The organism is Agromyces fucosus (assembly GCF_004134865.1).
Classification (GTDB): Bacteria; Actinomycetota; Actinomycetes; order Actinomycetales; family Microbacteriaceae; genus Agromyces; species Agromyces fucosus.
The window spans coordinates 692,158-718,201 of the sequence record NZ_SDPO01000001.1; the positions used below are offsets into that span (position 1 = coordinate 692,158).

Here is a 26,044-nt window from a genome sequence, read left to right on the forward strand (position 1 = left end):
GAAACGGTCACCCGAAGATCCGGAATGCCACGAACGCGACGGCCGCGGAGGGAAGGATCGAGTCGAGGCGATCGAGGAAGCCACCGTGCCCCGGGAGCCACGAGCTCATGTCCTTGATGCCGATGTCACGCTTGATCAGGGACTCGACGAGATCGCCGAGGGTCGCCGTGAGGAAGATCGCCGCCCCGAAGATCAGACCGAACCACCAGGTGTTGCCGAGCATGAGCGTCGAGAGCAGCACACCCGCGACCAGGCTGACCCCGGCCCCGCCTGCGAAGCCCTCCCAGGTCTTCTTCGGGCTGATGATCGGCGCCATCTTGTGCTTGCCGAGCATGAGGCCGAACGCGTAGGCACCGGTATCGGCCGCGACGGCCACTGCGATGAACGCGAGCGTCCAGAGCTCGCCGCCCTCTGCCGCGGTCAGCACGACCGCGAACGTCGCGAGGAAAGTCACGTAGCCCTGCACGAAGGCGCCTGCCGCGAGATCGCGGCCGAGTTCGCGACCCGAGCGGCGCAGTGTCGGCACGGCCTGCTCGCCGAGTCGCCAGAGCGAGACGATGAGGATGCCGCCGAGCACCGCGATCAGCTGCCCGCCGGCGCCCCCGTAGTACGCGAGCGGCACGGCCGCCACCGCGACGACGACGGTCGGGATGCGCGGAACGTGATAGCCGCCCTTGCGGAGGGCCTGCGCGAGTTCGTAGCTCGCGAACGCGGCGATGACCACCGCGAAGAGCATGAACAGCTCTTTGATGACGAGGAGGCTGAGGAGCAGCACGGCGCCGAACCCGAGCCCGATGAGCGTCGCGAGGATCAGGTTGCGGCCCGTGCGAGCCTTGATCTTCTCCTGGGCCTGATCGAACTGGGCCCTGCCGACCTCGAACTGCCGTTCCAGGTCGGCCTTCCGGGCGTGCACTTGCGCTCGGAACTCCTCGCGCGAGGTTCGTTCTGCTCCCCCGGCGTCCGACTGATCCTCTTCTGGGACGCCCGACATCGTGTGCCTCAGACCTCGAGGAGTTCGGCTTCCTTGCGCTTCAGGGCGTCGTCGATCGCGTCCACGTTGGACTTGGTGATCTGCTCGAGTTCCTTCTCCGCGCGCGAAACCTCGTCGTCTCCGACGTCGCCCTTGAGCGCGTCGAGGTCGTCCTTCGCCTTGCGGCGGATGTTGCGCACCGACACGCGCGCGTCTTCGGCCTTGCCGCGCACGATCTTGACGAACTCGCGGCGACGCTCCTCAGTGAGCTCGGGCAGCGTGACGCGGATGATGTTGCCGTCGTTCGAGGGATTCGCCCCGAGGTTCGGCGTGTCGCGGATGGCCTGCTCGATGTCCTTCAGCGCACCCTTGTCGTAGGGCGTGACCACGAGGGTTCGCGCTTCGGGGTTCTGCATCGATGCGAGCTGCGCGAGCGGCGTCGGGGTGCCGTAGTAGCTCACCATGATCTTCTGGAAGAGCTGGGGGTTCGCCCGCCCGGTGCGAACGCTCGAGAAGTCGTCTTTGGCGACCTCCACGGCCTTCTGCATGCGTGTGGTGGCATCGGAAAGTACGTCCGCGATCACGGGGGCTCCTTCTGGTTCGCTACTCGGGACAGTCTATCGACTGGTGGCGGGCTCGCCGTTGCTGACGATCGTGCCGAGTTCGGCGCCGAGGATCGCCGCGGTGACGTTGCCGTGCGGCGACATGCCGAAGACCTGCATGGGCATGCCGTTGTCCATGCAGAGGCTGAACGCCGTCGAGTCGACGACCTTGAGCCCGCGCTGCAGGGCCTCCTGGTAGCTGATGCGGTCGATCTTGTGCGCGTCGGGATTGGTACGCGGATCGTCGGAGTAGACGCCGTCGACCCCGTTCTTCGCGACGAGCACGACCTCGGCGTCGATCTCGAGCGCGCGCTGCGCGGCGACCGTGTCGGTCGAGAAGTAGGGCAGACCGGCGCCGGCGCCGAAGATGACGACCCGGCCCTTCTCGAGGTGCCGCTCGGCACGACGCGGGATGTACGGCTCCGCGACCTGCGTCATCGAGATCGCGGACTGCACGCGCGTCTCGGCGCCCGCCTGCTCGAGGAAGTCCTGGAGGGCGAGGGCGTTCATCACGGTGCCGAGCATGCCCATGTAGTCGGCCCGGCCGCGGTCCATGCCGCGCTGGGAGAGCTCGGCGCCGCGGAAGAAGTTGCCGCCGCCGACGACGATCGCGATCTCGACCGTTCGAGCGGCGTCGGCGATCTCGCGTGCGAGCGCGCTGATCACATCGGGGTTCACCCCGAGGGCACCGGCGCCGAACGCCTCCCCCGAGAGTTTCAGCAGAACCCTGCGCTTGCGTTCCGTCATCCCGACCGATCCTTCCCCTCTGGGGTCAAAGCTACTGGTTCGCCGAGCCCGGCGCAGTGCCGGGACTCGGGCGTGTTCGACGGGCGCGACCCGCCAGGCATCCGGAATCGATCCGGACACAGCAAAGGAGTCCGGATCGCGAACGATCCGGACTCCTTCGTGGCACTTACGCGCCGACCTTGAAGCGAGCGAAGTCGCTCACCGTGAGGCCTGCGTCCGAGAGCACCTTCGCGACGGACAGCTTGTTGTCCTTCGCGTAGTCCTGCTCGAGCAGTGCGACCTGCTTGAAGAAGGCGCCGATGCGACCCTCGACGATCTTCGGGAGGGCGGCCTCGGGCTTGCCCTCCTCGCGGGTGATCTGCTCGACGATCGCGCGCTCCTTGTCGACCGCCTCGGCGGGCACGTCTTCACGAGTGAGGTACTCGGGAGCGGCGAACGAGATGTGCTGAGCGACCGAGCGGGCGGTCTCAGCGTCGGCGCCGGCGTAGCCGAGCACGACGCCGACCTGCGGCGGGAGGTCCTTCGACGTCTTGTGCAGGTAGATCGAGAACTGCTCGCCCTTGACGAGGCGGACGCGACGAAGCTCCACCTTCTCGCCGAGGATCGCAGCCTCTTCGTCGATCACGGTCGCGACGGTCTTGCCGTCGGCCGGAGCGGCGAGTGCGGCGTCGAGGTCCTCGGCGCGGGCAGCTGCGACTGCAGCGAGCACGCGGTCGGCGAGGCCGACGAACTTGTCGCCCTTGGCGACGAAGTCGGTCTCGCAGGCGAGCTCGATGATGGTCGCGGTGCCGTCGCCGTTGTCGACGGCAGCCACGAGGCCCTCGGAGGTGGAGCGGTCGGCGCGCTTGGCATTGCCCTTCGCGCCCTTCAGGCGGAGGATCTCGACCGCCTTCTCCATGTCGCCATCGGCTTCGACGAGGGCGTTCTTGGTGTCGACCATGCCGGTGCCGAGGCGCTCGCGCAGGTTCTTGACGTCTTCGAGAGTGAAGTTGGCCATATCTCGTAAGTCTCCTGAACTCGTGGTCTTACTTGGACTCGGCGGCTTCAGCAGCCTCCGCGCCTTCGACGTCTGCAGCGGTCTCGGTCGCGGCGACCTCGGTCGCGGCTTCGTCGACGACCTCAGCCGCTTCGGCCTTGGCCTCTTCGACGGTCTCGGCGACGGCCTCGGTCTCGGCCGAAGCCTGCTCCGGGGTGGTCTCGGAGCCGGCCTGGAGGAGCTCCTGCTCCCACTCGGCGAGCGGCTCGACGGCGGAGACGTTGCCTTCGGCCTCGGGCTTCTGGTGGCGCTCGATGAGGCCCTCGGCAGCAGCGTCGGCGACGATGCGGGTGAGGAGGCTCACGGAACGGATCGCGTCGTCGTTGCCCGGAATCGGGTACTGGACCTCGTCGGGGTCGCAGTTGGTGTCGAGGATGCCGATGACGGGGATGCCGAGCTTCTTGGCCTCGTCGATCGCGAGGTGCTCCTTCTTGGTGTCGACAACCCAGAGCGCCGACGGCGTCTTCGTCAGGTTGCGGATACCGCCGAGCGACTTGTGCAGCTTGTCGAGCTCGCGCTTCTTGATGAGGAGTTCCTTCTTCGTGAAGCCACTCGTGGTGCCTTCGAAGTCGAGCTCCTCGAGCTCCTTCATGCGCGCGAGGCGCTTGGAGACCGTCTGGAAGTTGGTGAGGAGGCCACCGAGCCAGCGCTGGTTCACGTAGGGCTGGCCGACGCGGGTCGCCTGCTCGGCGATCGCGTTCTGCGCCTGCTTCTTGGTGCCGACGAAGAGGATGGTGCCGCCGTGGGCGACCGTCTCGCGCACGAAGTCGTACGTCTTGTCGATGTAGGCGAGCGACTGCTGCAGGTCGATGATGTAGCTGCCCGAACGCTCCGTGAGGATGAAGCGCTTCATCTTCGGGTTCCAACGGCGGGTCTGGTGCCCGAAGTGAACGCCGCTGTCGAGCAGCTGGCGAATGGTGACGACGGCCATGAGCCGTACTCCTTTGTTCTCAGTTGTCGCTCCGGCCGGCGGCTGGAGCCCTGGCGCCCGGCACGGCTCCGCCGGTTTCTGCGGTGAGGCAGAGAACTGGACTGAGTGGAGTCGTTGGCCGAAATGGCGCGCGTAGTCACCCCGGAAGACCGGGGTGCTCCCAGTACTCTACCATCGGCACTCCCCCTCCCCAACCACGGTCGACGCTGGTGCGTGCACGCACACGGGCCTCGGTGCGAGCGGATGCCTCGTACGAGCCGATCATCGGATCATGAACGCTCGAACAGCACGACGCCGACGCGCGGCTCGTCTCGCCTCGTCCATACCCGTGATCGTCGTGCTCGCGCTCGTTGCGACGGCCTCGGCGGCATCTGCAGCCGAGGAGCCATCGTCGGTCGCGATGTCCGAGACCGGGAGGCTCGACGTCTCATCTCGCCGCGATGCATCGAAACCGCCGGTGGAACCGTGGCGGTGGCCGGTGGCCGCGCCGATCCGCATCCTGGCACCCTTCCGCGCCCCGCCGACGCCGTACACGGCCGGTCATCGTGGTATCGACGTCGCTGCGGCGGCCGGCGCACCCGTGGTGGCACCCGCTCCAGGGGTGGTCAGCTTCAGCGGCATGGTCGCCGGACGCCCGGTCGTCGCGATCGACCACGGCAACGGCGTCGTCAGCGCGGTCGAGCCGGTCGCGGGGGTCGTCGAGGCCGGCACCCCGGTGACGGCCGGCGACGCCATCGGCTCCGTCGCGACCGGTGGCCACTGCGATTCGGGCTGCGTGCACTTCGGCGTGCGGGTCGACGGCGAGTACGTGTCGCCGTTCCTCTTCCTCGGCGGCCTGCCGCGGGCGGTGCTGCTGCCGCCGGCATGAGTCAGGCGCGCGGATGCGCCGTGCGGTAGCTCTGCTTCAGACGCTCCGATGAGACGTGGGTGTAGATCTGCGTGGTGCCGAGGCTCGCGTGCCCCAAGAACTCCTGAACCGCGCGCAGGTCGGCGCCGCCGTCGAGCAGGTGCGTCGCCGCGGTGTGACGGAAGGCGTGCGGGCCGCTCGGGCCCGTGCCCGGGATCTCGGCGAGGATGGCAGCCACGAGCCCGTAGACGCTGCGCACCCCCATGCGACCTCCTCGAGCGCCGAGGAAGACTGCATTCGTAGCAGTTGGTGCGCTCGCGACGTCCGAGCTCACGACTTTCTCGCTCGCGTTCGCAATGATCTTCGGGCGTGATTCGTCGAGATACCGGTCGATCGCACGGGCCGCAGGAGCCCCGTAGGGAACCATCCGCTCCTTGGACCCCTTGCCGAGCACGCGCACGATGCGTCGGCGCCGGTCGACGTCGCCGAGATCGAGGCCCACGAGCTCCGAGACGCGGAGGGCCGAGGCATAGAGCAGCTCGATGATCGCGAGGTCCCTCACTTCAGTGGGCGAACCTCCGGCGGCCCGGGCCGACAGCGCCGCGAACGCGTCGGTGACCGCCTGCTCGGTGACGACGCGGGGCAGGGTGCGCTGAGCCCGCGGCGCCTTGAGGCGCATGCCGGGATCGGCGCCGAGCAGACCGCGGCGGGTCAACCAGGCGGTGAATCCCCGAGCGGATGCTGCGCGCCGCGCGATGCTCGTCCTGGCGAGGCCGCGCTCGGTGGCCGTCCAGAGCCAGTCGCGCAGGAGCGGCAGGTCGATCGACGCGGCATCCGTCGAACCACGTGCCTCGGTGAAGGCGATGAGCTCGACGAGGTCGCTCCGATAGGCGGCGACGGTGTACGGCGAGTAGCCGCGCTCGATCGCCACATGCGACAGGTAGTCGTCGAGCAGCTGGTCGAGGTTCACGACTCCAGCTTGCGCCCGGAACGGCCGGCGCGGCACACGGCGCGCCCGCAGTCGCGGGTCACACCGTGCCGAGCTTGCGCGAGAAGCGCTCGAGTCGCGCGTCGGGCGACAACGACTCGATCTCGTCGAGGAAGGCCTCATCGAGCGTCGTGACCGGCGGGTACGGCCCGACCGGCACGACCGACGTCACGACGCCGTCGGGGTAGAGGTGCACGAGCGAGAAGCTGCGGCCGCCGTCGACACCGACGAGATCGCGCGGCGACGCCGAGAGATCCATCGTGTATGCGGTTGCTCCGGCGACGGAGACGGGGATCCCGGCGAAGGTGCCGTTGGTCGCATAGTGCAGGTGCCCGCCGAGGATGACCCGAACGTCGCGGCCGCGCACGACGTCGGCGAGGCGGTCCTGCCCGCGGAGTTCGAGCACGTCCATGAGCGCGAGCGGCGTGGCGATGGGTGCGTGGTGCAGCGCGATGACGGTGCCGTGCTCGGCGGGCTCATCGAGGGCCGCCGCGAGCCAGTCGAGCGCGGCGTCGTCGAGTTCGCCGTGATGGTAGTCGGGCACCGTGGAGTCGAGCGCGATGATGCGGAGGCCGTCGACCTCGACGACGCGGTGCACCGGCGCGTCGCTCGCGGGCTCGCCGAGCAACTCGCTGCGGAACGCGGCGCGCTCGTCGTGATTGCCCATCACCCAGACGAGTCGGGAGCCCATGCGGTCGGCGAGGGGCTCGAGCGCGGAACGCGCGAGACGGTACGCATCGGGCTCCCCCAGGTCGGCGACATCGCCGGTGACGACGATCGCATCGACCCTGCCGCCGAGCCGCTCGAGCTGCGCGGAGACCTGCGCAAGCGCCAGGACCGTGTCGGCGACACCGCCGAGCGGCGCGCCGCCGCGCAGGAGGTGCGTATCGCTCACCTGGGCGATCACGTGTCGGGCTGCGGGGTACCGACCGAGTTGCGGGTGCTGCATCGCGCCCTCCTTTCGCCGCCAGCCTAGGACGTGCCGCCGACGCCGAGCGGAGGACGCGGATGCAGCGCGGCAGCCGACGCGAGAAAGTGCAACAAATTGGTTGCACTAATCGGACGGGCTGGCTAGCGTTGCTTGCATCATGCAAGCACCACCGACGAGAGGCTTCCGGGAATGAACGACTTCACCACCTCCATCACCATCAAGCGCCCGCCCGAGGACGTCTTCCGCGCTGTCCTCGACGCTCGGGGGTGGTGGAATGAGGCGATCGAGGGCCCGACCTCGGCGGTGGGCGACGAGTTCGGCTTCGAGGTCGCCGGGCTCCACCGCACGCGGATGCGGATCACGGACGTCGAGCCCGACCGACGCATCACCTGGCTCGTCGTCGACAACTTCTTCGCCTTCGTCGAGGACCAGAGCGAGTGGGTCGGCGACCTGATCGAGTTCGACGTCGTACCGGATGGCGATGGAACCCGCCTGACGTTCACGCAACGGGGATTGGTGCCGGGCCTCGAGTGCTACGACGTGTGCTCGAATGCGTGGGTCTTCTTCGTGAGGGACAGCCTGCGTCGGCTGGCCGAGGACGGGAAGGGCATGCCCGAGTCGTCGGCCGGGAGGGCGGCACCCGCTGCGCGAGCGCGAGCCGCGGCGGAGGCCCTCGCCGAAGGTGCTGCTCCTGCGTGACCGGTCGTCGCCGGCCGCCCCATCGATCCTGGTCTGGCGGCCGGGTCGTTCATCACTGCATGCCAGGGCCGGGCACGGCCGCTGTCTCCCCTGGAGCAAGCGAGTCGCCGCACGTGTCGCACCGCAGGTCCAGGTGCACCGGGCTCTCGCAGCGGCGGTGCCGGTAGACGATCGGGGCGCCGTTCGGTGCGGCCCACGTGTCGCCCCACGCGCTCAGCGCGAGAATGACCGGTTCGAGATCGCGGCCTCGCGCCGTCAGCAGGTACTCACGGACTTCGGCGCCGTCGGCTGCGCGCCTGCTCTCCATGAGGCCGTTCTCGGTGAACAGCTCGAGTCGCGCCGCCAGCACGTTCGAGGCGATTCCGAGCGATCGCTCGAAGTCCGTGAACCGGCGAGCACCCCCGAACATCGCGTCCCTGATGATGAGCAGGCTCCATCGTTCGCCCACCACCTCGAGTGCGCGGGCAGCAGAGCAGTTCTCCCGCTCGTAGGTTCTTCCCAGCACGGCGCACCCTCCTGACATCCGCGGGCCCCTCAGCAGCCGCCTGCATCACGCTAGCCCTCGGTGCAGGCGGTTGCGAAGCGTCAGCTCCGAGCGACCCGCAGCCACCCGAACGGATGTCGCTTGACATGGCCCACCGCCTCGAGGCCGCCGAGCACGCCCATCACCGCGGATGGCGTCATGCCGCACCGACGTGCGATGTCGGACAGCTCACGAGGACTGCGAGTGCTCAACGCGTCGAGCACACGCACCGTCTCAGGTGAGGCCGCAGCGCCGCGGGCCCCGCGGTCGCCGCGGTCGCCGCGGTCGGCCGACTCCGACACCGATCCTGGCGACCGCCGCTCGGAGGCGGCGCTGCGCGGTCCTCCCCCGACGAGTTCCGCCATCTGCTCGGCATCCGTGACGCAGATGGCGTCGTACTCGCGCAGGAGCCGATGGCATCCGGCGGAGGCGGGACTCGTCACGGGTCCGGGTACGGCGCCGAGCGGTCTGCCGAGGGCAGCGGCATGGCCGGCCGTATTGAGCGATCCGGAGCGGTACCCGGCCTCGAGCACGACCGTCGCCTCGCTCGCCGCTGCGATCAGCCTGTTGCGTTGGAGGAACCTCCACTTGGTGGGCGCTGCTCCGCATGGGAGCTCGGAGACGACCGCTCCGGTCTCGGCGATTCGCGAGAGCAGGCCCTCGTGGCCCATGGGGTAGAACCGGTCGACGCCCCCGGCGAGGAAGGCGACGGTGGTGCCCCCGCTCGCGAGCGCCGAGCGGTGGGCCATGCCGTCGATGCCGTATGCGCCACCGCTCACGACCGTGAAGCCCCGATCGACGAGCCCGGCGGATGCCTCCATGGTGACGTGCTCGCCGTAGCCGGTCGCGGCGCGCGCACCGACGAGCGAGATCGACGCCGACGACCCGTCGAGGGCGTGCTCACGACCTCGGATCCACAAGCCGAGCGGGGCGTGGATGCCGAGCTCGTCGACCCCGGCCGGCCACGCCGCATCGTTCGGAAGGATGAGGCGGGCCCCGACCCGAGCCGCCTGCTCGAGCGCCCTGCCGAATGCACCGAGGTCGAGGCGCGGCGACCATCGCCCGAGGCCCGACTCCGCCTCGCGCAGGTCGGCAGAACCACCCGCATTCGTCAGCGCCTCGACGAGGTCGACGGGACTCGCCGACTCGAGGAGCAACGTTGCGGCGCCGACCGCACCGATCACGTCGATCGCGCGGCCGAGGAAGCCGTCGCCGGGCTCGGCGACGGAGCCGAGCAGTGCTCGAGCGTAGATCTCGTCGAGCGCATCGGCGTCGGCGATCGGTACGGATCGCACCGACGAGAGTGCGGCACGCAGCTCGGTCGCACCACGATGGACGGCGTTCACAGCGGGAGTCCCTTTCTGAGGAAGAGTGCTCGGCCGACGTGATCGAGCAGGGGGATATCGGCGCCGTCGAGGTCTGCGAGGGTCCACGCGACTTTCAGGATGCGGTCGTAGCCGCGCATGGTCACGCCCCCGAGTTCGAGCGCACGGTCGAGGTCGGCGGTCGCGCGACCACCGGGGTGGAGCCCGCCGGCACCGCGCATCCACGGACCGGGCATCTGGGCGTTCGTGCGCCACGGCGTGCCGCGTAGCCGACGGGCGGCGCGGGCTCGGGCCTCGACCACCCGGCCGCGTGCGACCTCGGTGGACATGCCCGGGCGCTCGGCTGCGATGCGGAGGCCGGCCGCGGTGATGCGCGGCACCCGGAGTTGCACGTCGATGCGGTCGAGGAGCGGGCCCGAGATGCGGGCCAGGTAGCGTCGGCGTGCGTTCGGCGGGCAGGTGCACTCCGCGCCCTTCGAGCCGTGATTGCCGCAGGGGCATGGGTTGGCGGCGAGCACGAGTTGGAAGCGGGCCGGGAACGACGCGACGGCATTGGCCCGCTGGATGGCGATCGAGCCCGACTCGAGCGGTTGACGCAACACGTCGAGCACCGCGGACGGGAACTCGGGCGCCTCGTCGAGGAACAGCACGCCATGGGAGGCGCGCGCCGCCGCACCGGGTCGGATGAGTCGGCTGCCGCCGCCGACCATCGCCGCAGCGGTGGCCGTGTGGTGCGGCGCTTCGAACGGCGGGCGACGAGAGAGCCCCGAGATGGGCGGGCGGCCGGACAGCGAGCGGAGCGACGCGACCTCGAGCGCCTCATCGGCCTCGAGATCGGGCAGGATGCCCGGCAGGCGCGATGCCAGCATCGTCTTTCCCGCGCCCGGTGGACCGAGCAGGAAGACGTGGTGTCCGCCCGCTGCCGCCGCGAGCAGCGCCTGCACGGCATCGTCGTTGCCCGAGACGTCCGCGAGGTCGCCGTGCGGCTCGTCGACCGATGCGGTGGGATCAGGGCGATCGGGTGCCGGTACTGCATCGAACTCCCGCTCGTCGTAGACGCCCCCGTGATGCACCGCTGCATCGAGCAGCGACGCCACGCCGATGACGCTCACCCCGGGCACGAGCCGTGCCTCGTCGCTGTTGGCAGCGGGAACCATGACGGTGTCGTAGCCGGCCCGCACGGCGGCGAGTACGGCAGGGAGGATGCCGTCGATCGGCCGGAGCCTGCCGTCGAGACCGAGTTCGCCGAGGTGCACGACCCGCTCGATCGACTCCGCGGAGATCTCGCCGGCCGCCGCGAGGCAGGCGACGGCGATCGCGAGGTCGAACCCCGAGCCGTGCTTGGGCAGTGCTGCCGGCGAGAGGTTGACGGTGAGCCGCCGCTGCGGGAGCGGGCAGCCGGCGTTCACCGCCGCGGCCCGCACCCGATCACGCGCCTCGCCGAGGGCGGCATCCGGCAGGCCGATGATCACGAAGGCCGGCAGCTGCGAGGAGAGATCGGCCTCGACCTCGACGACCGAGCCGCTCAGGCCGAGGAGGGCGACGGATCGCGTGCGAGCGACCGGCATCAGTTGATGCCCTCGAGGTGCTCGATGAGCGCCGGCGCCTCGATCGGCGCGAGGACGGCGACCGCGTCGATGCGGATGCGGGACACCGGGGCATCCGTCGCCTCGCACCAGGCGATCGCGAGGCGCCGCATGCGCGCGAGCTTCAACGGAGTGATCGCCTCGAAGGGATGTCCGTAGTCGCCCGAGGTGCGCGTCTTGACCTCGACGAACACCGTGTCGTGGCCGTCACGCGCGACGATGTCGATCTCGCCGATGCGGCACCGCCAGTTGCGCTCGAGCACCTGCATTCCGCGAGCCTCGAGATGCTCGACCGCAAGTTGTTCGCCGCGTCGGCCGAGTTCTGCATTGTGCGACATCCGCACCACCTCCGCGTCCAGCGTCGCGGGCCGAACGGGGCGGCAGGCTCGCCCGCTGCGAGGCAGTGGGGAACTCCGGGAGTCCGCGACTGGGGAGACCGAGTGACCGGGCCCGCGGGGCGAGCATTCGCGCGACGGCGCGGCGCGGTGCAAGGTCGGCGCGATGGTCACCGCGACGTGCGGTCAGTTGCTCCCGCCGGGCGCGAAGCTCCGCGAGAAACTCGGCAAGGACCTCGGTGACACCGAGCCGGTGCACCCCGAACGCCGCCTCAGCTGAGCCGGCCTCGGCCGAGCCTCGACCAGGCAGTCGACTACTCGTCGAGCGCGAGCTCTTTCGGCAACTCGAACTCGCGCGTCGCGAGCTCTTCGACGTTGACGTCCTTGAACGTGAGAACACGCACGGACTTCACGAAACGGTCGGCACGGTAGACGTCCCACACCCAGACGTCTTTCATCGTCAGCTCGAAGTAGAAATCGTGCTCGGTGTCCCGGCGCACGAGTTCGACCTCGTTCGCGAGGTAGAACCGTCGCTCGGTCTCGACCACGTACTTGAACTGCGACACGATGTCGCGGTACTCCCGATACAGGGCCAGCTCGACCTCGCGGTCGTAGTCTTCGAACTCGTCCTCATCCATCGCACTCATCCTACGCTGAGGTCGAAGAGCGTCGGCGCGGGTTGCGACTGCTCGTGCAGCCACGTGGTGCGGTGGAGCTCGCTCGGACCGTGCTCGGCGATCGCGGCGAAGTGCGCGCGACTCGAATATCCCTTGTTCTCGTCCCACGAGTAGAGCGGGCGCTCGTCGTGCGCGCGTCGCATGAAGCGATCGCGGTGCACCTTCGCGATGACGGATGCCGCGGCGACCGACGCGCAGTCGCGGTCGGCCTTGATCCGCGTGACGACACGGGCCCGACGCTCGATCGAGGCGCTCAGCCAGTCGTGGTTGCCGTCGAGGAGGAGCGGCACGTCGGCGATGAGTTCGTTGGCCGCCGACAGCTCGGCGAACGCACGGGCCCCGGCGAGCCCGAGGCAGGCCATGATGCCGAGTTCGTCGATCTCGGCTGCAGTGGCCTCGCCGACGGCGGATGCCCGCACCCAGGCGGTGGCCCGAGGGGCCATCGCCTCACGGCGGGGTTCGCTCAGCAGCTTCGAATCACGGAGCCCGGCCGGCATCCGGCGGACGCCGGAGTCGATGAGCACGAGGCCGATCGTGACGGGCCCGGCGAGGGCACCGCGGCCGACCTCGTCGCACGCGAGCATCATGGGCGATTCGGCGAAGAACTCTCGCTCGACGCGGAGCGTCGGCACTGCTGCGGGTGCCATCTCAGTCACCGGCCTCGTCGACGCCGTCGAAGACCTCGGGGTAGTTGCCGAGCCACGCCCAGTGATCGACGGGCCAGCTCACGACGAACGCCCGGCCCACGACGTTGTCGATCGGCACGAAGCCCTTGAGCGGCGTCTCCCGGTTGTACCGCGAGTCCTTGGAGTTGTAGCGGTTGTCGCCCATCACCCAGAGCGAGCCCTCGGGAACGACGACGTCGAAGTCGTCGGCGGAGACCTTGGTGTCACCGGGCGGCAGCGCCACATACGGCTCGTCGAGCGGAACGTCGTTGACGCTCATCTGCCCGAGGGCGTTGCAGCAGACCACGTGGTCGCCGGGCAGCCCGATGAGGCGCTTGACGAGGTGGTCGTTGGAGTCGGGGGCGGCGAGCCCCACGAACGCCAGGAACCAGTCGACGGCGGCCACGAGGGGCGGCTGTTCGACCTCGGTGCGCGCCGGCAGCCATCCGCCGGGATCGCGGAACACGACGACGTCGCCGCGTTCGAGCGGCGTCACCTCGGGAACCAGTTGGTTCACGATGATGCGATCGTCTTTCACGAGCGTCTCCTCCATCGACTGCGATGGGATGAAGAACGACCTGATGAGGAACGTCTTGATGAGGAACGAGACGAGCACGGCCACCACGAAGATGACGAGCAGGTCTCGGAGGAACAGCAGAACGCCGCGTCGTCTACTCGGCGTCGCCGAATCCACGCGATCTGTTCGCGTTCCTGTGTCTTCTTCTGTCATTTAACCGCCCGAGCTCCCCACCCAGTCTAGGGGTGGGGAGCTCGGGGAGGAGTTCGCGTGGAGCGCGATCCGCGAAGCGGATCAGGCGTCGCGCTTCTCCTTGATCTTCGCCTTCTTGCCGCGGAGCTTGCGCAGGTAGTACAGCTTCGCGCGACGCACGTCACCGCGGGTGACGACCTCGATGTGATCGATCACGGGCGAGTGCACCGGGAACTTGCGCTCGACGCCGACCTGGAAGCTGACCTTGCGGACCGTGAAGGTCTCGCGCACGCCTTCGCCCTGGCGGCCGATGACGACGCCCTGGAAGACCTGGATGCGGGCGCGCGTGCCTTCGATGATGTTGACGTGCACCTTGACGGTGTCGCCGGGGCGGAAGTCGGGGACATCCGACCTCAGGCTCGCGGCGTCGACGTGGTCGAGGATATGCATGTTGGTTCGCTCTCTGCGCCCGCAACCGGTCGAACGCGGATCATTGGATGGAAGTTCTGGTGCCGCCTCGCACGAGGAATCGTGCGTGCGTGCTCCCCGGAGGCAGAGACCTGCGGCGGCACAATCCTCTATTGTGCCACGCTGACGGGCCACAGGCCAAAAGCGGGCTCGGATGCCCCGCTCGCGCGTCTGCCCGAACGCCGATCAGTCTTCGCGGACCTCGTGGATGATGATCACGTCGTCGCTGCCGTCGTCGAAGGGCGGACGCCCGGGACCCGGGCCCGCGGTGCCCTGGGCACCGCCCGTCGAGCCGCCGTTGGACGAACCCGGCTGTTCCCCGGCGAGCCGCTCGAACTCCGCCATGGAGGCCTTCATGCGATTGGCGCCGTCGGTGACGAGCTGCCACACGGCGACCCAGAATGCGGCGATGCCGAGCAGGATCGCGAGCACGCCGAAGCCCGTTGCCGACGCGCCGTAGAACCCCGTGGCGATGATCGAGAGCTGCCAGGCGGTCAGCACGCCGACGTCGATCCACGAGAGCGCGCGCTCGTGACGCACGGTCGGCCGCACGTTCGTGAGCAGCGCGACGATGCCGAGCACGACGAAGGCGATCGGCACGACGAGCACGAGGCCGAGCGTGCCCCAGCCGCCCCCGCCGAAGATCGCCCAACCCACGGCGAGCCAGATCGGCAGCACGACGACCGCGACCATCTGCCATCTGTAGAGCGCACGCCGGAGGAGCATGTTTTCAGAGTAATCCGACGCAGCTGCGCGCGCGCCGGGTGTTCACTCAGGGCGGAGCCGCCAGAATGGACTTGTGATTGAACTTCGGACCCCTGCAGAGATCGAGGAGATGCGGCCCGCCGGCCGCTTCGTGGCGAGCGTGCTGGAGGCCACCTCGGCCGCTGCCGCGGTGGGTGTGAACCTGCTCGAACTCGACGCCCTCGCGCACGAGATGATCCGGAAGGCCGGCGCCGAGAGCTGCTACATCGACTACCACCCGTCGTTCGGCGCGAGCCCCTTCGGAAAGGTCATCTGCACCTCGGTCAACGACGCGGTGCTGCACGGACTCCCCCACGACTACACGCTGCGCGACGGCGACCTGCTGAGCCTCGACTTCGCGGCGTCGGTGAACGGATGGGTCGCCGACTCGGCGATCTCCCTCGTCGTCGGCACACCGCGCGAGGAAGACCTGCGCCTCATCGACACGACTCGGCGGGCGCTCGATGCCGGCATCGCCGCCGCCCGCACCGGCAATCGCATCGGCGACATCTCCCGGGCGATCGCGGATGTCGCGAAGGCCGAGGGCTACTCGATCAACACCGACTTCGGTGGTCACGGCGTCGGCCGCACGATGCACGGCGATCCGCACATCCCGAACAACGGGCGACCGGGTCGAGGCCTGCCGCTGAAGCCCGGACTCGTCATCGCGATCGAGCCGTGGTTTCTCGAGACGACGGATCGCATCTTCACCGATCCCGACGGCTGGACCCTTCGCAGCGCCGACGGTTCGCGGGGCTCGCACTCGGAGCACACGATCGCGATCACCGACGGCGACCCGATCGTGCTCACGCAGCGTTCCTGACGACGGGGCCGGTTGACGGCATCCGCCGGGGCGCTCGCGCTCAGCGCTCGAGTTCGACCTCGATCATGCCGCCGACGATGCGGGTGCGGTAGGTCCGCAGCGCCAGTGCGCTGTCGGTGAAGCACTCCCCCGTTCCGAGGTCGTAGACCTCCTTGTGCAGCGGGGACGCGATCGTCGGGCGGTCGCCTCGCGAGCCGAGGATGCCCCTGGCCATCACGGGTGCGCCCGTGTGCGGGTCGTGGTGGTCCACGGCGTACACCTCTTCCTCGTCGAGGCGGAGCAGGGCGACCTGCGTGCGCCCGAGCAGTGCGACCTCGCCCCACCCGGGCTCGAGGTCCGCGACCTCGCAGGTCGGCACCCACGTGGTGGTCGTCTCCATCGTCAGCGACATGCCGGCTCCTCTCTGCCTGCCTCCGAGGCTAGGTTCCGGGTGTTTCCTCGGCGGCATCCGCATGTTTCACCGACGTGAAACCGTGCTCACATCGCCCACCGCCGCTCGTGCGTCGGACGACCCCTTCGGTTACCGCCCCGAAACAGGGCCGAAACCGGCCGGTCGTACGCTCGCCTCATTCGGACCCCGGAGGCAGCCATGAGCTCGCCTCCATCGAGCCCGGGAGGCAGCCATGATCGAGAGCACCCAAGAGCATTCGGGCGTGCGGGACGTCGTCATCATCGGCGGAGGACCCGCGGCGCACCGGCTCGCCGACAGCCTGCACGCCCGCGACTCCGGCCGCGCAATGCGCGTCACGGTCGTCGGTGAGGAGCTGCACCATCCGTACGACCGCGTCGCACTCAGCACGCGACTCGCGGATGGCGCGGCCGACCTGACCCTGCAGCCCTCGTCGATGTGGGACGACGACCACATCAGGCTCGTCACCGGCGAGCGCGTCGTCGCGATCGATCGAGAGGCGCAGACGGCCACGACGTCGAGCGGGCGAGCCCTGCACTGGGACGAACTCGTCTTCGCCACCGGCTCGAGTGCACCGGTGCCCGAACTCCCCGGCCGCGACCACGCCCGCGTCTACCGCACGATCGACGACGTCGACGCCCTCGTGGCCGAGACCCGGGAGCTCGCTGATCGGCACGGGCGCCCCGCGCGGGTCGTCGTCGCCGGCGGCGGCCTCCTCGGTCTCGAGGCGGCAGGCGGCCTCGCCAAGCTCGGCGCGCACGCCGCGGTCGTGCACTCGGGCGGCTGGCTCATGTCGGCGCAGCTCGACGAAGGCGCCGGGCGCGCGCTCGGCCGCATCATCTCGGGGCAGGGCATCGGCCTGCACCTCGGCACCCGCCCGGCAGCGGTGCTCATCGAGGCCGACGCCGTCGTCGGGGTCGAACTGACCAACGGGCGCCGCATCGACGCCGACCTCGTCGTCTTCGCGATCGGCATCAGTCCTCGCGACGAACTCGCGCGCGACCTCGGACTCGAGCTCGGGCCGCGCGGCGGCATCGCGATCAGCACCGCGTGCGCGGCATCCGCTGCCCGGATCTGGGCGATCGGCGAGGTGGCGAGCTTCGAAGGGCGCTGCACCGGGCTCGTCGCCCCCGCCAACGCGATGGCCGAGGTCGTGGCCGACCGGCTGCTCGGCGGCGCAGCGGAGTTCACGAGCGTCGACGACGCGACGAAACTGAAGCTCTCGGGCGTCGATGTCGCGAGCTTCGGCGACGCACTCGCGCGCACCGAGCAGGCGCTCGAGATCGTCTACGCCGACCCGGCTCGCGGCCTCTACCAGAAGCTCGTCATGACCGACGACGCGAAGACGCTGCTCGGCGGCATCTTCGTCGGTGACGCATCGCCTTACGCGTCGCTGCGCCCGATGCTCGGCATGCAGCTCTCGTCGGAGCCCGCCGCCTACCTCTCGGCATCCGGCATGGAGGCGCCCGCGGGTGACGAACTGCCGGCATCCGCTCTCGTCTGCGCTTGCAACAACGTCGCAGCGGGCACGATCCGCGACGCGGTGAACGGCGACGAGCACACCGCGGGGTGCACCGAGCTCGGTGCGTTGAAGTCCTGCACGCGTGCAGGAACGCAGTGCGGGTCTTGCGTGCCGCTCGTGAAGAAGCTCATGGAGACCGAGCTCACCAAGGCGGGCATCACCCCGTCGCGGGCGCTGTGCGAGCACTTCGAGCTCTCGCGCCAGGAACTCTTCGAGTCGATCCGCGTGCTCGAGCTCACCTCGTTCGACGAGATCGTCGCGCGGCTCGGCACCGGCCGCGGATGCGACGTGTGCAAGCCGGTCGTCGGCTCCATCCTGGCGACGCAGCACGGGTCGTACATCCTCGACGGCGGTCGCGGCGGGCTCCAGGACACCAACGACCGTGCAATGGCGAACATGCAGAAGGACGGCACCTACTCGGTGGTGCCCCGTATCCCTGCGGGCGAGATCACGCCGGACAAGCTGTTGGTCATCGCCCAGGTCGCCACCGACTTCGGGCTCTACACGAAGATCACCGGTGGTCAGCGCATCGACCTGTTCGGCGCCCGACTCGACCAGCTGCCCGACATCTGGAAGCGGCTGGTGGACGCCGGCTTCGAGTCGGGACAGGCGTACGGCAAGGCGCTGCGCAACGTGAAGAGCTGCGTCGGCTCGACCTGGTGCCGCTTCGGCGTGCAGGACTCCGTCGCGATGGCCGTGCAGCTCGAGCTTCGCTATCGCGGCCTTCGATCACCGCACAAGCTCAAGTTCGGCGTCTCGGGGTGCGCCCGCGAATGCGCGGAGGCCCGTGGCAAGGACGTCGGCGTGATCGCCACCGACCAGGGCTGGAACATGTACGTCGGCGGAAACGGCGGCTTCCAGCCGGCGCACGCCCAACTGCTCGCGAGCGATCTCGACGACGAGACGCTGCTGAAGTACATCGACCGCTACATCATGTACTACGTGCGCACGGCCGACCGCCTGCAACGCACGGCTCGCTGGATCGAGGACATCGAGGGCGGACTCGACCACGTGCGCGACGTCGTCGTGAACGACTCGCTCGGTCTCGCGGCGGAGCTCGAGGCCGCCGTCGACGCTCATGTGGGCTCCTACGAGGACGAGTGGGCCGCGACGCTCGCGGATCCCGAGCGCCTGCGGCGCTTCCGCTCCTTCGTGAACGCACCCGACCTGCCCGACCCCTCGATCGCCCAGGTGCCCGACGGACGCGGTCAGATGCGTCCGGCGACGCCTGAGGAACGCGAGCGCGGCGAAGCGGTGCTCATATCCGGCGCGTCGATCCCGGTTCGAAAGGTGGACGCATGACCGGCCGCGTGACCCTCGTCGGCGGCGGCCCCGGCCGAGAGGACCTGCTGACGCTCGCCGGTGCGCGTGCGCTCGCCGACGCCGACGTCGTGCTCTTCGACCGGCTCGCACCGCACGAGCGGCTGCACGAGCTCGCGCCGGGCGCCGAGCTCGTCGACGTCGGCAAGCGGCCCGGCCACCACGCCGTGCCGCAGCACGAGATCGAGGCGCTCCTGGTGGAGCACGCGCTCGCGGGGCGCCACGTCGTGCGGCTGAAGGGCGGCGATCCCTACGTGCTCGGGCGCGGCAGCGAGGAGGTGCTCGCCTGCCACGCCGCGGGAGTGCCGGTCGAGGTGATCCCGGGCGTCACGAGCGCCGTCGCCGTGCCCGGTGCCGCGGGAATCCCGCTCACGCACCGGGGCGTCAGCCACCTCTTCACGGTGGTCTCCGGCCATGCGCCGCTGACCGAGACCGAGCTGGAGCACCTCGCGGGGCTCGGCGGCACGATCGTCGTGCTCATGGGCGTGAACTCGCTGCCTTCCCTGACAGCCGGCCTCGCCCGGTACGGCATGCCCGCGCAGATGCCCGTCGCGATCATCGAGCGGGGCTTCCGGCCCGACCAGCGCACGACGATCGGCGACCTGGCCGACATCGTCGTCTCCGCGGGACGAGCCCGCGTCGCCTCCCCCGCGGTCGTCGTGGTCGGCGAGGTCGTACGCCTCGCGCACGACGGCGATGCCGGCGCCGCCGAGCTCATGGAGCGCGCGGCCGGCTTCACGGCGGTGGCCCGGTGAGCGACCTCCTCGAGTGCGCACCAGGGTTCCGCGCCGACCAGCTCGCGGGATTCCGCATCGGCGTGACGAGCGACCGGCGCTCGGCCGACCTCATCGACGCCCTCGCCCGCCGCGGCGCGACCGTGATCCATGCCCCGACGCTTCGCATGGCGAACGCCGTCAGCGACGATCCCGTCATCGCCGACACCCGCGCGATCATCGAGGCGCGGCCCGACGTACTGCTCGCCACGACCGCCTACGGGGTGCGCCGCTGGTTCGAGGTCGCGGATGCCGCGGGGCTCGGCGAGGAGCTCGTCGACGCGCTCGCCGAGACGGCGATCCTGGTCCGCGGGCCGAAGGCACGCGGCGGCATCCGTGCTGCCGGACTGAACGACGTGGGCATGAGCGCCGAGGAGACCACCGAGTCCCTCATCGACGAGGTGCTCGCCACCCGGCCATCGGGGCTCACCGTCGCCGTGCAGCTGCACGGGTTCCTGAACCCGTCGCAGCTCGACCGCTTGCGCGACGCCCACGACCGGGTGCTGACCGTCGAGCCCTACCGCTGGATCGAACCCGACGAGACCGACGAACGGGTCGACCGCCTCATCGAGTCGGCCTGCAGCGGCGGGCTCGACTGCATCACCTTCACGAGCGCCCCCGCGGTGCACGCGCTGTTCGCCGCGGCGGAAGCGCGCGGTCGGCTCGAGGACCTGACCGACGCGATGTGCGGTCCGGTCGTCGCGGCGGCCGTCGGCCCGGTCACGGCGGCGCCGCTCATCTCGGCGGGCATCGAGCCGATCCAGCCCGAGCGCTTCCGCATGGGCGCACTCATCAGGCTCGTCTGCGAACACCTCGAATCGGAACGGGTGCTGCGCCTCGACACGCGTCACGGCCCGCTCGAACTCCGCGGCTCCGTGGTCGACGTCGGCGAGCGCCGAGTGGCGCTCGCACCCGTCGCCCTCATGATCCTCCGAGCGCTCGTGCAGGCGCGGGGTTCCGTCGTGGCGCGCGACCGGCTCACGTCCGCGCTGCCGGGCACCGACGACGAGCACGCCCTCGAGGTCGCCCTGAGCCGCCTGCGCCAGACACTCGCCGTGCCCGGCCTCATCGCCACCGTCGTGAAGCGGGGGTACCGCATCGACGTGTGAGCGTCGCCTCACACCGGCCGCCGTCACCGGTGAGCAGGTGGAGACGCAAGGTTTACGACCGGACCGATCCGCAGAAACACGACGTCAATAGCTTCGAGTCGAAGGATCCACTCGTGATCGAACCCCGGAGGCCCCGATGACCCAGACCGTGAGCACCGCTCCCCCCGCGACATCCGCAGCACCTGAGACGACGGCCGCAGCACCCGAGCTGAGCATGCGCCGCGGGCGCTGGATCGACGGCTGGGACGCCGAGAACACCGAGCAATGGCAGTCGCAGGGCCGTGCCATCGCCCGGCGGAACCTGAACTGGTCGATCTTCGCCGAGTTCCTCGGGTTCGTCGTCTGGCAGCTCTGGTCGATCGTCGCCGTCATGCTCCCGAAGGCGGGCTTCGAGCTGACCACGAGCGAGATCTTCTGGCTCATCTCGATCCCGAGCCTCGTCGGCGCGACCCTGCGGATCCCGTACTCGTTCCTCGTGCCGAGGTTCGGCGGACGCAACTGGACCATCATCTCCGCCGGGCTGCTGCTCGCACCGGTCATCGCGATGGTCGTCTGCGTTTCGAACCCCGAGACGCCGTTCCCGGTGCTGCTCGGCGCGGCCGCACTCGCGGGCTTCGGCGGCGGCAACTTCGCCAGCTCCATGTCGAACATCACGTTCTTCTACCCGCAGCGCGAGAAGGGATGGGCCCTCGGATTGAACGCAGCGGGCGGCAACCTGGGCGCTGCGGTCGCCCAGTTCGTCGTGCCGATCGCGGTCACGATCGGCGCCGCTGCGACCCTGAACCTGCCGGTCGCCGGCTGGATCTGGATCCCGTTCATCCTCGTCGCGATGTTCGGCGCCGCCCGCTACATGGACAACCTCTCGAACGCGAAGGCGGACCTCAGCGGATCGGCGGCCGCGCTCAAGGAGCCGCACCTGTGGCTGCTCTCGCTGCTCTACATCGGTACCTTCGGCTCGTTCATCGGCTTCGCGAGCGTCTTCCCGAAGCTGATCGCCGACCAGTTCCCGGAGTTCTCGGGCATCGCCGTCGGCGGCGCCTCCGTCTCCCTCGCGTTCCTCGGCGCGCTCGTGGGCTCACTCGCCCGCCCCTACGGCGGCCGACTCTCCGACCGGTTCGGCGGGGCGCGCATCACGATGGTCGCCTTCGCGTCGATGGCCCTCGTCACGGTCGCGGTGCTCCTGACGCTGCCGCTCGGCAACTTCTGGCTCTTCCTCGGCCTGTTCCTCCTCCTCTTCGCCTCGGCGGGCATCGGCAACGGCTCCACCTACCGGATGGTGCCCGTCGTGTTCGCGGTTCGCGGCGGCGGCACGGGCGACGTCTCGACCCAGCGCAAGGCCGCGGCCGCGCTCGGCCTCATCTCGGCCATCGGCGCCTACGGCGGCTTCCTCATCCCGCAGGCGCTGAACCTCTCGTTCCAGTCGACCGGCGGGTACGGCGCCGCGTTCGCCGGCTTCATCGCGGCATACGTGCTGCTGCTCGTGCTGACCTGGGCCGTGTACGTGCGGTCGGGCAAGCTCAGCGCCCACAAGATCTGAATCGAGGCCAGCTTGACCCGTTCCGCCGACACCCACTGCCCGTACTGCGCGCTGCAGTGCGCGATGACCCTCACCCCGACGGATGTCGCGGCAGACGCCGCAGCGGATGCCGCGGCCACGCCGGTGACCGTCGCGGGCCGCGACTTCCCGACCAATCGGGGCGGCCTCTGCAAGAAGGGCTGGACGTCGGCGGAACTCCTCCGGGCCCCGTCCCGCCTCGGCGCCCCGCTCGTGCGGGGCGCCGACGGCGTGCTGCACGAGGCGAGCTGGGAGGACGCGCTCGACCGCGTCGCGGCGTCGCTCCGCGGCATCCGCTCGGAGCACGGCGCCGACGCCGTGGGCGTCTTCGGGGGCGGCGGCCTCACGAACGAGAAGGCGTACCTGCTCGGCAAGTTCGCGCGGCTCGCGCTCGGCACGAGCCGCATCGACTACAACGGCCGGTACTGCATGTCGTCGGCCGCGGCCGCCGGCAACCGCGCCTTCGGCGTCGACCGCGGACTGCCGTTCCCGCTCGAGGACCTCGACGACGCAGACACCATCCTGCTGCTCGGCACGAACGTCGCCGAGACGATGCCGCCCTTCATCGGCCACCTGGCGGGCGCCCAGGCTGCCGGGGGCCTCGTCGTGGTCGACCCGCGACGCACCGCGACCGCCCGACTCACCGCCGACGGCAAGGGGCTGCACCTGCAGCCGATGCCCGGCACCGACCTCGCCCTCCTGCTCGGCCTGATCCACATCGTCATCGCCGAGCGACTCGTCGACCTCGACTACGTCGCCGCCCGCACCGTCGGATACGAGGCGATCCGCCGCAGCGTGGCGTCGTGGTGGCCCGAACGCGTGCAGTCCACGACCGGCGTGCCGGCACTGACGCTCCGCCGGCTCGCGCGGCGCCTGGCCGCGGGCGGCAACGTGTACATCCTGACCGGCCGCGGCGTCGAGCAGCACGTCGACGGCACCGACACGGCGACTGCGGCGATCAACCTGGCACTGCTCCTCGGCCTGCCCGGGCGCGTCGGCAGCGGCTACGGCACGCTCACTGGGCAGGGCAACGGGCAGGGCGGGCGGGAGCACGGCCAGAAGTGCGACCAGCTGCCCGGCTATCGCAAGATCACCGACCCCGAGGCACGGGCGCACGTCGCACGGGTGTGGGGAGTGTCGCCGAGCGCGATCCCCGGTCCCGGCGTGCCGGCCGTCGAACTCCTGCGGTCACTCGGCGAGCCCGGCGGCGTGCGTGCGCTCCTCGTGCACGGATCGAACCTCGTCGTCTCCTCCCCGAACATCGCCAACGTGCGCGAGCGCATCGCCGCGCTCGACCTCCTCGTGGTCTGCGACTTCTTCCTCTCCGAGACGGCCGCCCTCGCCGACGTGGTTCTGCCGATCACGCAGTGGGCCGAGGAGGAGGGCACGATGACCTCGCTCGAGGGCCGCGTCATCCGTCGCCGTCGTGCCATCTCACCTCCTGCCGGCGTGCGCGACGAGCTCTGGATCCTCGCCGAGCTCGCTCGGCGGCTCGAGTGCACCGCGACGTTCGACACCGAGCCGGAGCTCGTCTTCGAGGAGCTGCGCCTCGCCTCAGAGGGCGGCATCGCCGACTACTCGGGCATCGACTACGCCATGCTCGACCGGGGCGAGGCCGTGTACTGGCCCTACCCGCGCGGCGGCACGGGCACCCCGCGGCTCTTCGCCGATCGCTTCGCCCACCCCGACGGGCTCGCACGACTCGTCGCCGTCTCGGTGCGGTCGTCCGCCCACCCCGCTCCGCGCCCCGGCGAGCTCACGCTCGTGACGGGCCGTCTGCTCGAGCACTACCAGAGCGGCGCGCAGACGCGGCGCGTGCCCGAGCTGGCCGACGCCCAGCCCGAGGCACGGGCGGCGCTGCATCCGTCGACGGCTGAACGCCTGGGCGTGGCCGACGGCGAACTCGTCGAGCTCTCGAACGACCGGGGAACCGTGCGCTGCCGCGCGCGGCTCACGACCGACATCCGCCCCGACGCCGTCTTCCTGCCGTTCCACTACGGCGACGAGCAGGCGGCGAACCTGCTCACGTCGGACGCGGTCGACCCCGTCTCGGCGATGCCCGAGTTCAAGACCAACCTCGTGCGACTCGCACGCCTCATCGAGATCGAGGTGCCGGCATGAGCCAGCTCAGGATCGTCCTCATCGGCTACGGCCCCGTCGGCGCGCGCTTCGTCGAGGAGGTGCTGCCGGCCGTCGAGGACGGCTCCATCGCGCTCACCGTCGTCGCGGGTGAGGACGTCGAGGCGTACAACCGGGTGCTCGTCGCCGAGTACGCCGTCGGCAACACCGAACTGGGCGCCATGCTCGTCGGCGACCGGGCAGCCGCAGAGGCCGCCGGTGCGCGCGTGCTGCTCGGCGTCGCCGCCACCTCGATCGATCGATCGGCACGGATCGTGCAGCTCGACTCCGGTGAGGAGCTCGAATACGACCGGGTCGTGTTCGCGACCGGGTCCCGGGCGAACGTGCCGACCCTCGACGGGGTCGAGCGGCACCGCCGCGACGCCGACTCGCTCCGGAAGTACGCCACGCAGCTCGTCGCGCGCGACGACGCCCTGCCCGCGGGCATCACCGCCCTTCGCGATCTCGCCGACGCCGAGCGCGTGCTCGCGGCCGTGCAGTCGCGCAAGCGCATCATCGTGCTCGGCGCCGGCGTGCTCGGCCTCGAACTCGCACTCGCCGCCGCCCACGCCGGCGCGCAGGTCTGCGTCGTGCACCACGGCCCGCACCCGATGCCGCGCAACCTCGACCGGGGCGGCGGCCTCGTGCTCCGTGCGGCCCTGCGCCGATCGGGTGTCACGGTGGTCGCCCACAGCCGCGCGGAGGCCGTGGCGTTCCGCACCGACGACGACGGCAGCCGTCGCTTCGACATGGTCGTCACCGCCGACGGCAAGCAGTTGCGCGGCGACCTGCTCGTGCTCTCCTGCGGAGTGAGCCCCCGCAACGAGCTCGCGACGCTCGCGGGCCTGCGCACGGCCGTCGGCGTCGTCGTCGGCGCGGGGCTCGCGAGCTGGACGGATCCCCACGTGTTCGCGATCGGCGATTGCGCCCAGGTCGTGCCGCGCACCGAGGAGCTCGCCGGGCAGCGCGTGCTCCCGGGGGCTCCCTCGGGGCTGATCGGACCGGGGTGGCGGCAGGCGGAGTGGCTGGCAGCGCACTTCATCGCGTCGGTGACGGACCACGGCTCGACGGATGCCGCGGCGCCCGCGGAACGCGACGCGATCGTGATGCTCAAGGCGGAGCACATCGACGTCGTCGCGGTCGGCGACATCTCGGCGGATCCGTGGGACGATGACGCCGTGCACCCGCGACGACGGGTCTCGCAGTGGGCGGACCCCGAGCACCTGCGGTACGTGAAGATGGTGACGGAGGACGGTGCGCTCACGGGATTCGTGAGCGTCGGGATGCCGCGCACCGCCGCCGAGCTGACGCTCCTGTTCGAGCGGCGCGGCGAGCTGCCGGCCGATCGCTCGGTGCTGCTGCGCTTCGACGGCCCCGACTACGACCCGAGTGCCGATGCGGACGCCTTCGCGCCGGGCTCGACGGTGTGCTGGTGCAACGGGGTCACGGTGGGCCGCATCGAGGAAGCGGCCGTCTGCGGTGCCACCACGGTCGAGGGGGTGGGTCGGGAGACCCGTGCGGGCACCGGTTGCGGCGGTTGCAAGGGACGCGTCGCCGAGATCCTCGCCCGTGCGGCCGAGACCGACGAGACGCCGAGCGTCACGGCCTGAGCGGGATCACCAGGGCAGCGGG

The 26,044-nt window shown here is 70.3% G+C and carries 26 protein-coding genes; 9 read left to right on the top strand and 17 right to left on the bottom strand.

Annotated features, from left to right (window positions below; genetic code table 11):
* Nucleotides 1-7 precede the first annotated feature (7 nt).
* The 5 genes from ESP57_RS03245 to rpsB all read right to left on the bottom strand — a co-directional run bounded on the left by ESP57_RS03245 (nucleotide 8) and on the right by rpsB (nucleotide 4,286).
* Entirely contained in the window at nucleotides 8-913 is a 906-nt protein-coding gene (locus ESP57_RS03245; protein ID WP_243648380.1) for a phosphatidate cytidylyltransferase, read from the bottom strand.
* An 86-nt stretch (nucleotides 914-999) separates the two neighbouring features.
* Nucleotides 1,000-1,554, bottom strand: coding sequence for a ribosome recycling factor (gene frr / locus ESP57_RS03250; RefSeq protein ID WP_056009535.1), 555 nt, complete (start codon nucleotides 1,552-1,554; stop codon nucleotides 1,000-1,002).
* Between the two features lie 33 nt (nucleotides 1,555-1,587).
* A complete protein-coding gene (pyrH, locus tag ESP57_RS03255; protein ID WP_056009537.1) occupies nucleotides 1,588-2,319 on the bottom strand; it encodes a UMP kinase in 732 nt (243 codons plus the stop codon).
* A gap of 166 nt (nucleotides 2,320-2,485) precedes the next feature.
* Nucleotides 2,486-3,316: a translation elongation factor Ts gene (tsf, locus tag ESP57_RS03260; protein ID WP_056009539.1), complete on the bottom strand. Its 831-nt coding sequence runs from the start codon at nucleotides 3,314-3,316 to the stop codon at nucleotides 2,486-2,488.
* Between the two features lie 28 nt (nucleotides 3,317-3,344).
* Nucleotides 3,345-4,286, bottom strand: coding sequence for a 30S ribosomal protein S2 (gene rpsB / locus ESP57_RS03265; protein WP_129230525.1), 942 nt, complete (start codon nucleotides 4,284-4,286; stop codon nucleotides 3,345-3,347).
* 457 nt (nucleotides 4,287-4,743) lie between these two features.
* Between rpsB and ESP57_RS03270 the strand changes: the two genes are divergently transcribed.
* Nucleotides 4,744-5,154, top strand: a complete 411-nt coding sequence (locus ESP57_RS03270) for a peptidoglycan DD-metalloendopeptidase family protein (RefSeq protein ID WP_243648381.1) — start codon at nucleotides 4,744-4,746, stop codon at nucleotides 5,152-5,154.
* 1 nt (nucleotide 5,155) lies between these two features.
* Here ESP57_RS03270 and ESP57_RS03275 read toward each other — a convergent pair whose 3' ends face one another.
* Nucleotides 5,156-6,103 carry a tyrosine recombinase XerC gene (locus ESP57_RS03275; RefSeq protein ID WP_243648382.1) on the bottom strand — a complete coding sequence of 316 codons (948 nt, stop codon included), beginning with the start codon at nucleotides 6,101-6,103 and terminating at the stop codon, nucleotides 5,156-5,158.
* Between the two features lie 58 nt (nucleotides 6,104-6,161).
* Entirely contained in the window at nucleotides 6,162-7,070 is a 909-nt protein-coding gene (locus ESP57_RS03280; RefSeq protein ID WP_056009549.1) for a metallophosphoesterase, read from the bottom strand.
* A gap of 171 nt (nucleotides 7,071-7,241) precedes the next feature.
* Here ESP57_RS03280 and ESP57_RS03285 point away from each other — a divergent pair, with 171 nt between their 5' ends.
* On the top strand, nucleotides 7,242-7,751 hold the full coding sequence (locus ESP57_RS03285) for an SRPBCC family protein (RefSeq protein WP_129230528.1): 510 nt from the start codon (nucleotides 7,242-7,244) through the stop codon (nucleotides 7,749-7,751).
* A 52-nt stretch (nucleotides 7,752-7,803) separates the two neighbouring features.
* Here ESP57_RS03285 and ESP57_RS03290 read toward each other — a convergent pair whose 3' ends face one another.
* From ESP57_RS03290 to ESP57_RS03330, 9 genes are all read right to left on the bottom strand, one after another.
* On the bottom strand, nucleotides 7,804-8,256 hold the full coding sequence (locus ESP57_RS03290; RefSeq protein ID WP_129230529.1) for a winged helix-turn-helix transcriptional regulator: 453 nt from the start codon (nucleotides 8,254-8,256) through the stop codon (nucleotides 7,804-7,806).
* Nucleotides 8,257-8,336: 80 nt separating this feature from the next.
* A complete protein-coding gene (dprA, locus tag ESP57_RS03295) occupies nucleotides 8,337-9,620 on the bottom strand; it encodes a DNA-processing protein DprA (protein ID WP_243648383.1) in 1,284 nt (427 codons plus the stop codon).
* Entirely contained in the window at nucleotides 9,617-11,167 is a 1,551-nt protein-coding gene (locus tag ESP57_RS03300) for a YifB family Mg chelatase-like AAA ATPase (RefSeq protein WP_129230530.1), read from the bottom strand. The genes dprA and ESP57_RS03300 overlap by 4 nt, the downstream gene beginning before the upstream one ends.
* Nucleotides 11,167-11,523: a YraN family protein gene (locus ESP57_RS03305; protein WP_056009559.1), complete on the bottom strand. Its 357-nt coding sequence runs from the start codon at nucleotides 11,521-11,523 to the stop codon at nucleotides 11,167-11,169. Before ESP57_RS03305 ends, ESP57_RS03300 begins: the two co-directional genes overlap by 1 nt.
* 311 nt (nucleotides 11,524-11,834) lie before the next feature.
* Complete coding sequence (locus ESP57_RS03310; RefSeq protein ID WP_022891843.1) at nucleotides 11,835-12,158, bottom strand: DUF2469 family protein; 324 nt, start codon at nucleotides 12,156-12,158, stop codon at nucleotides 11,835-11,837.
* A 5-nt stretch (nucleotides 12,159-12,163) separates the two neighbouring features.
* On the bottom strand, nucleotides 12,164-12,844 hold the full coding sequence (locus ESP57_RS03315; protein WP_056009563.1) for a ribonuclease HII: 681 nt from the start codon (nucleotides 12,842-12,844) through the stop codon (nucleotides 12,164-12,166).
* Between the two features lies 1 nt (nucleotide 12,845).
* Nucleotides 12,846-13,592, bottom strand: coding sequence for a signal peptidase I (lepB, locus tag ESP57_RS03320; protein WP_056009565.1), 747 nt, complete (start codon nucleotides 13,590-13,592; stop codon nucleotides 12,846-12,848).
* Nucleotides 13,593-13,673: 81 nt separating this feature from the next.
* Entirely contained in the window at nucleotides 13,674-14,021 is a 348-nt protein-coding gene (gene rplS, locus ESP57_RS03325; RefSeq protein WP_056009567.1) for a 50S ribosomal protein L19, read from the bottom strand.
* Nucleotides 14,022-14,225: 204 nt separating this feature from the next.
* Entirely contained in the window at nucleotides 14,226-14,765 is a 540-nt protein-coding gene (locus ESP57_RS03330) for a hypothetical protein (RefSeq protein WP_129230531.1), read from the bottom strand.
* 73 nt (nucleotides 14,766-14,838) lie between these two features.
* Here ESP57_RS03330 and map point away from each other — a divergent pair, with 73 nt between their 5' ends.
* Nucleotides 14,839-15,606 (top strand): type I methionyl aminopeptidase, encoded by a 768-nt coding sequence (gene map, locus ESP57_RS03335; protein ID WP_056009573.1) that lies wholly within the window; start codon nucleotides 14,839-14,841, stop codon nucleotides 15,604-15,606.
* A 40-nt stretch (nucleotides 15,607-15,646) separates the two neighbouring features.
* Here the strand turns inward: map and nirD are convergent, their stop codons facing one another.
* A complete protein-coding gene (nirD, locus tag ESP57_RS03340; protein WP_056009576.1) occupies nucleotides 15,647-15,997 on the bottom strand; it encodes a nitrite reductase small subunit NirD in 351 nt (116 codons plus the stop codon).
* Nucleotides 15,998-16,229: 232 nt separating this feature from the next.
* Here nirD and nirB point away from each other — a divergent pair, with 232 nt between their 5' ends.
* The 6 genes from nirB (at nucleotide 16,230) to ESP57_RS03370 (ending at nucleotide 26,022) form a co-directional block, all read left to right on the top strand.
* On the top strand, nucleotides 16,230-18,839 hold the full coding sequence (nirB, locus tag ESP57_RS03345; RefSeq protein WP_129230532.1) for a nitrite reductase large subunit NirB: 2,610 nt from the start codon (nucleotides 16,230-16,232) through the stop codon (nucleotides 18,837-18,839).
* Entirely contained in the window at nucleotides 18,800-19,612 is an 813-nt protein-coding gene (cobA, locus tag ESP57_RS03350) for a uroporphyrinogen-III C-methyltransferase (RefSeq protein WP_424219342.1), read from the top strand. The genes nirB and cobA overlap by 40 nt, the downstream gene beginning before the upstream one ends.
* Entirely contained in the window at nucleotides 19,609-20,739 is a 1,131-nt protein-coding gene (locus tag ESP57_RS03355) for a uroporphyrinogen-III synthase (RefSeq protein ID WP_129230533.1), read from the top strand. The genes cobA and ESP57_RS03355 overlap by 4 nt, the downstream gene beginning before the upstream one ends.
* Nucleotides 20,740-20,875: 136 nt before the next feature.
* On the top strand, nucleotides 20,876-22,276 hold the full coding sequence (locus ESP57_RS03360) for an MFS transporter (protein WP_129230534.1): 1,401 nt from the start codon (nucleotides 20,876-20,878) through the stop codon (nucleotides 22,274-22,276).
* 12 nt (nucleotides 22,277-22,288) lie between these two features.
* Nucleotides 22,289-24,415 carry a molybdopterin oxidoreductase family protein gene (locus tag ESP57_RS03365; RefSeq protein ID WP_129230535.1) on the top strand — a complete coding sequence of 709 codons (2,127 nt, stop codon included), beginning with the start codon at nucleotides 22,289-22,291 and terminating at the stop codon, nucleotides 24,413-24,415.
* Nucleotides 24,412-26,022 carry an FAD-dependent oxidoreductase gene (locus tag ESP57_RS03370; protein WP_129230536.1) on the top strand — a complete coding sequence of 537 codons (1,611 nt, stop codon included), beginning with the start codon at nucleotides 24,412-24,414 and terminating at the stop codon, nucleotides 26,020-26,022. The genes ESP57_RS03365 and ESP57_RS03370 overlap by 4 nt, the downstream gene beginning before the upstream one ends.
* Nucleotides 26,023-26,044 lie beyond the last annotated feature (22 nt).

Bases quoted from the DNA above. Each gene is read 5' to 3' on its own strand.
- pyrH (WP_056009537.1), bottom strand. From the start codon at position 2,319: ATGACGGAACGCAAGCGCAGGGTTCTGCTGAAACTCTCGGGGGAGGCG.
- tsf (WP_056009539.1), bottom strand. From the start codon at position 3,316: ATGGCCAACTTCACTCTCGAAGACGTCAAGAACCTGCGCGAGCGCCTC.
- rpsB (WP_129230525.1), bottom strand. From the start codon at position 4,286: ATGGCCGTCGTCACCATTCGCCAGCTGCTCGACAGCGGCGTTCACTTC.
- ESP57_RS03280 (WP_056009549.1), bottom strand. From the start codon at position 7,070: ATGCAGCACCCGCAACTCGGTCGGTACCCCGCAGCCCGACACGTGATC.
- ESP57_RS03285 (WP_129230528.1), top strand. From the start codon at position 7,242: ATGAACGACTTCACCACCTCCATCACCATCAAGCGCCCGCCCGAGGAC.
- ESP57_RS03300 (WP_129230530.1), bottom strand. From the start codon at position 11,167: ATGCCGGTCGCTCGCACGCGATCCGTCGCCCTCCTCGGCCTGAGCGGC.
- ESP57_RS03305 (WP_056009559.1), bottom strand. From the start codon at position 11,523: ATGTCGCACAATGCAGAACTCGGCCGACGCGGCGAACAACTTGCGGTC.
- ESP57_RS03310 (WP_022891843.1), bottom strand. From the start codon at position 12,158: ATGGATGAGGACGAGTTCGAAGACTACGACCGCGAGGTCGAGCTGGCC.
- ESP57_RS03315 (WP_056009563.1), bottom strand. From the start codon at position 12,844: ATGGCACCCGCAGCAGTGCCGACGCTCCGCGTCGAGCGAGAGTTCTTC.
- lepB (WP_056009565.1), bottom strand. From the start codon at position 13,592: ATGACAGAAGAAGACACAGGAACGCGAACAGATCGCGTGGATTCGGCG.
- rplS (WP_056009567.1), bottom strand. From the start codon at position 14,021: ATGCATATCCTCGACCACGTCGACGCCGCGAGCCTGAGGTCGGATGTC.
- ESP57_RS03330 (WP_129230531.1), bottom strand. From the start codon at position 14,765: ATGCTCCTCCGGCGTGCGCTCTACAGATGGCAGATGGTCGCGGTCGTC.
- nirD (WP_056009576.1), bottom strand. From the start codon at position 15,997: ATGTCGCTGACGATGGAGACGACCACCACGTGGGTGCCGACCTGCGAG.
- nirB (WP_129230532.1), top strand. From the start codon at position 16,230: ATGATCGAGAGCACCCAAGAGCATTCGGGCGTGCGGGACGTCGTCATC.
- ESP57_RS03360 (WP_129230534.1), top strand. From the start codon at position 20,876: ATGACCCAGACCGTGAGCACCGCTCCCCCCGCGACATCCGCAGCACCT.
- ESP57_RS03370 (WP_129230536.1), top strand. From the start codon at position 24,412: ATGAGCCAGCTCAGGATCGTCCTCATCGGCTACGGCCCCGTCGGCGCG.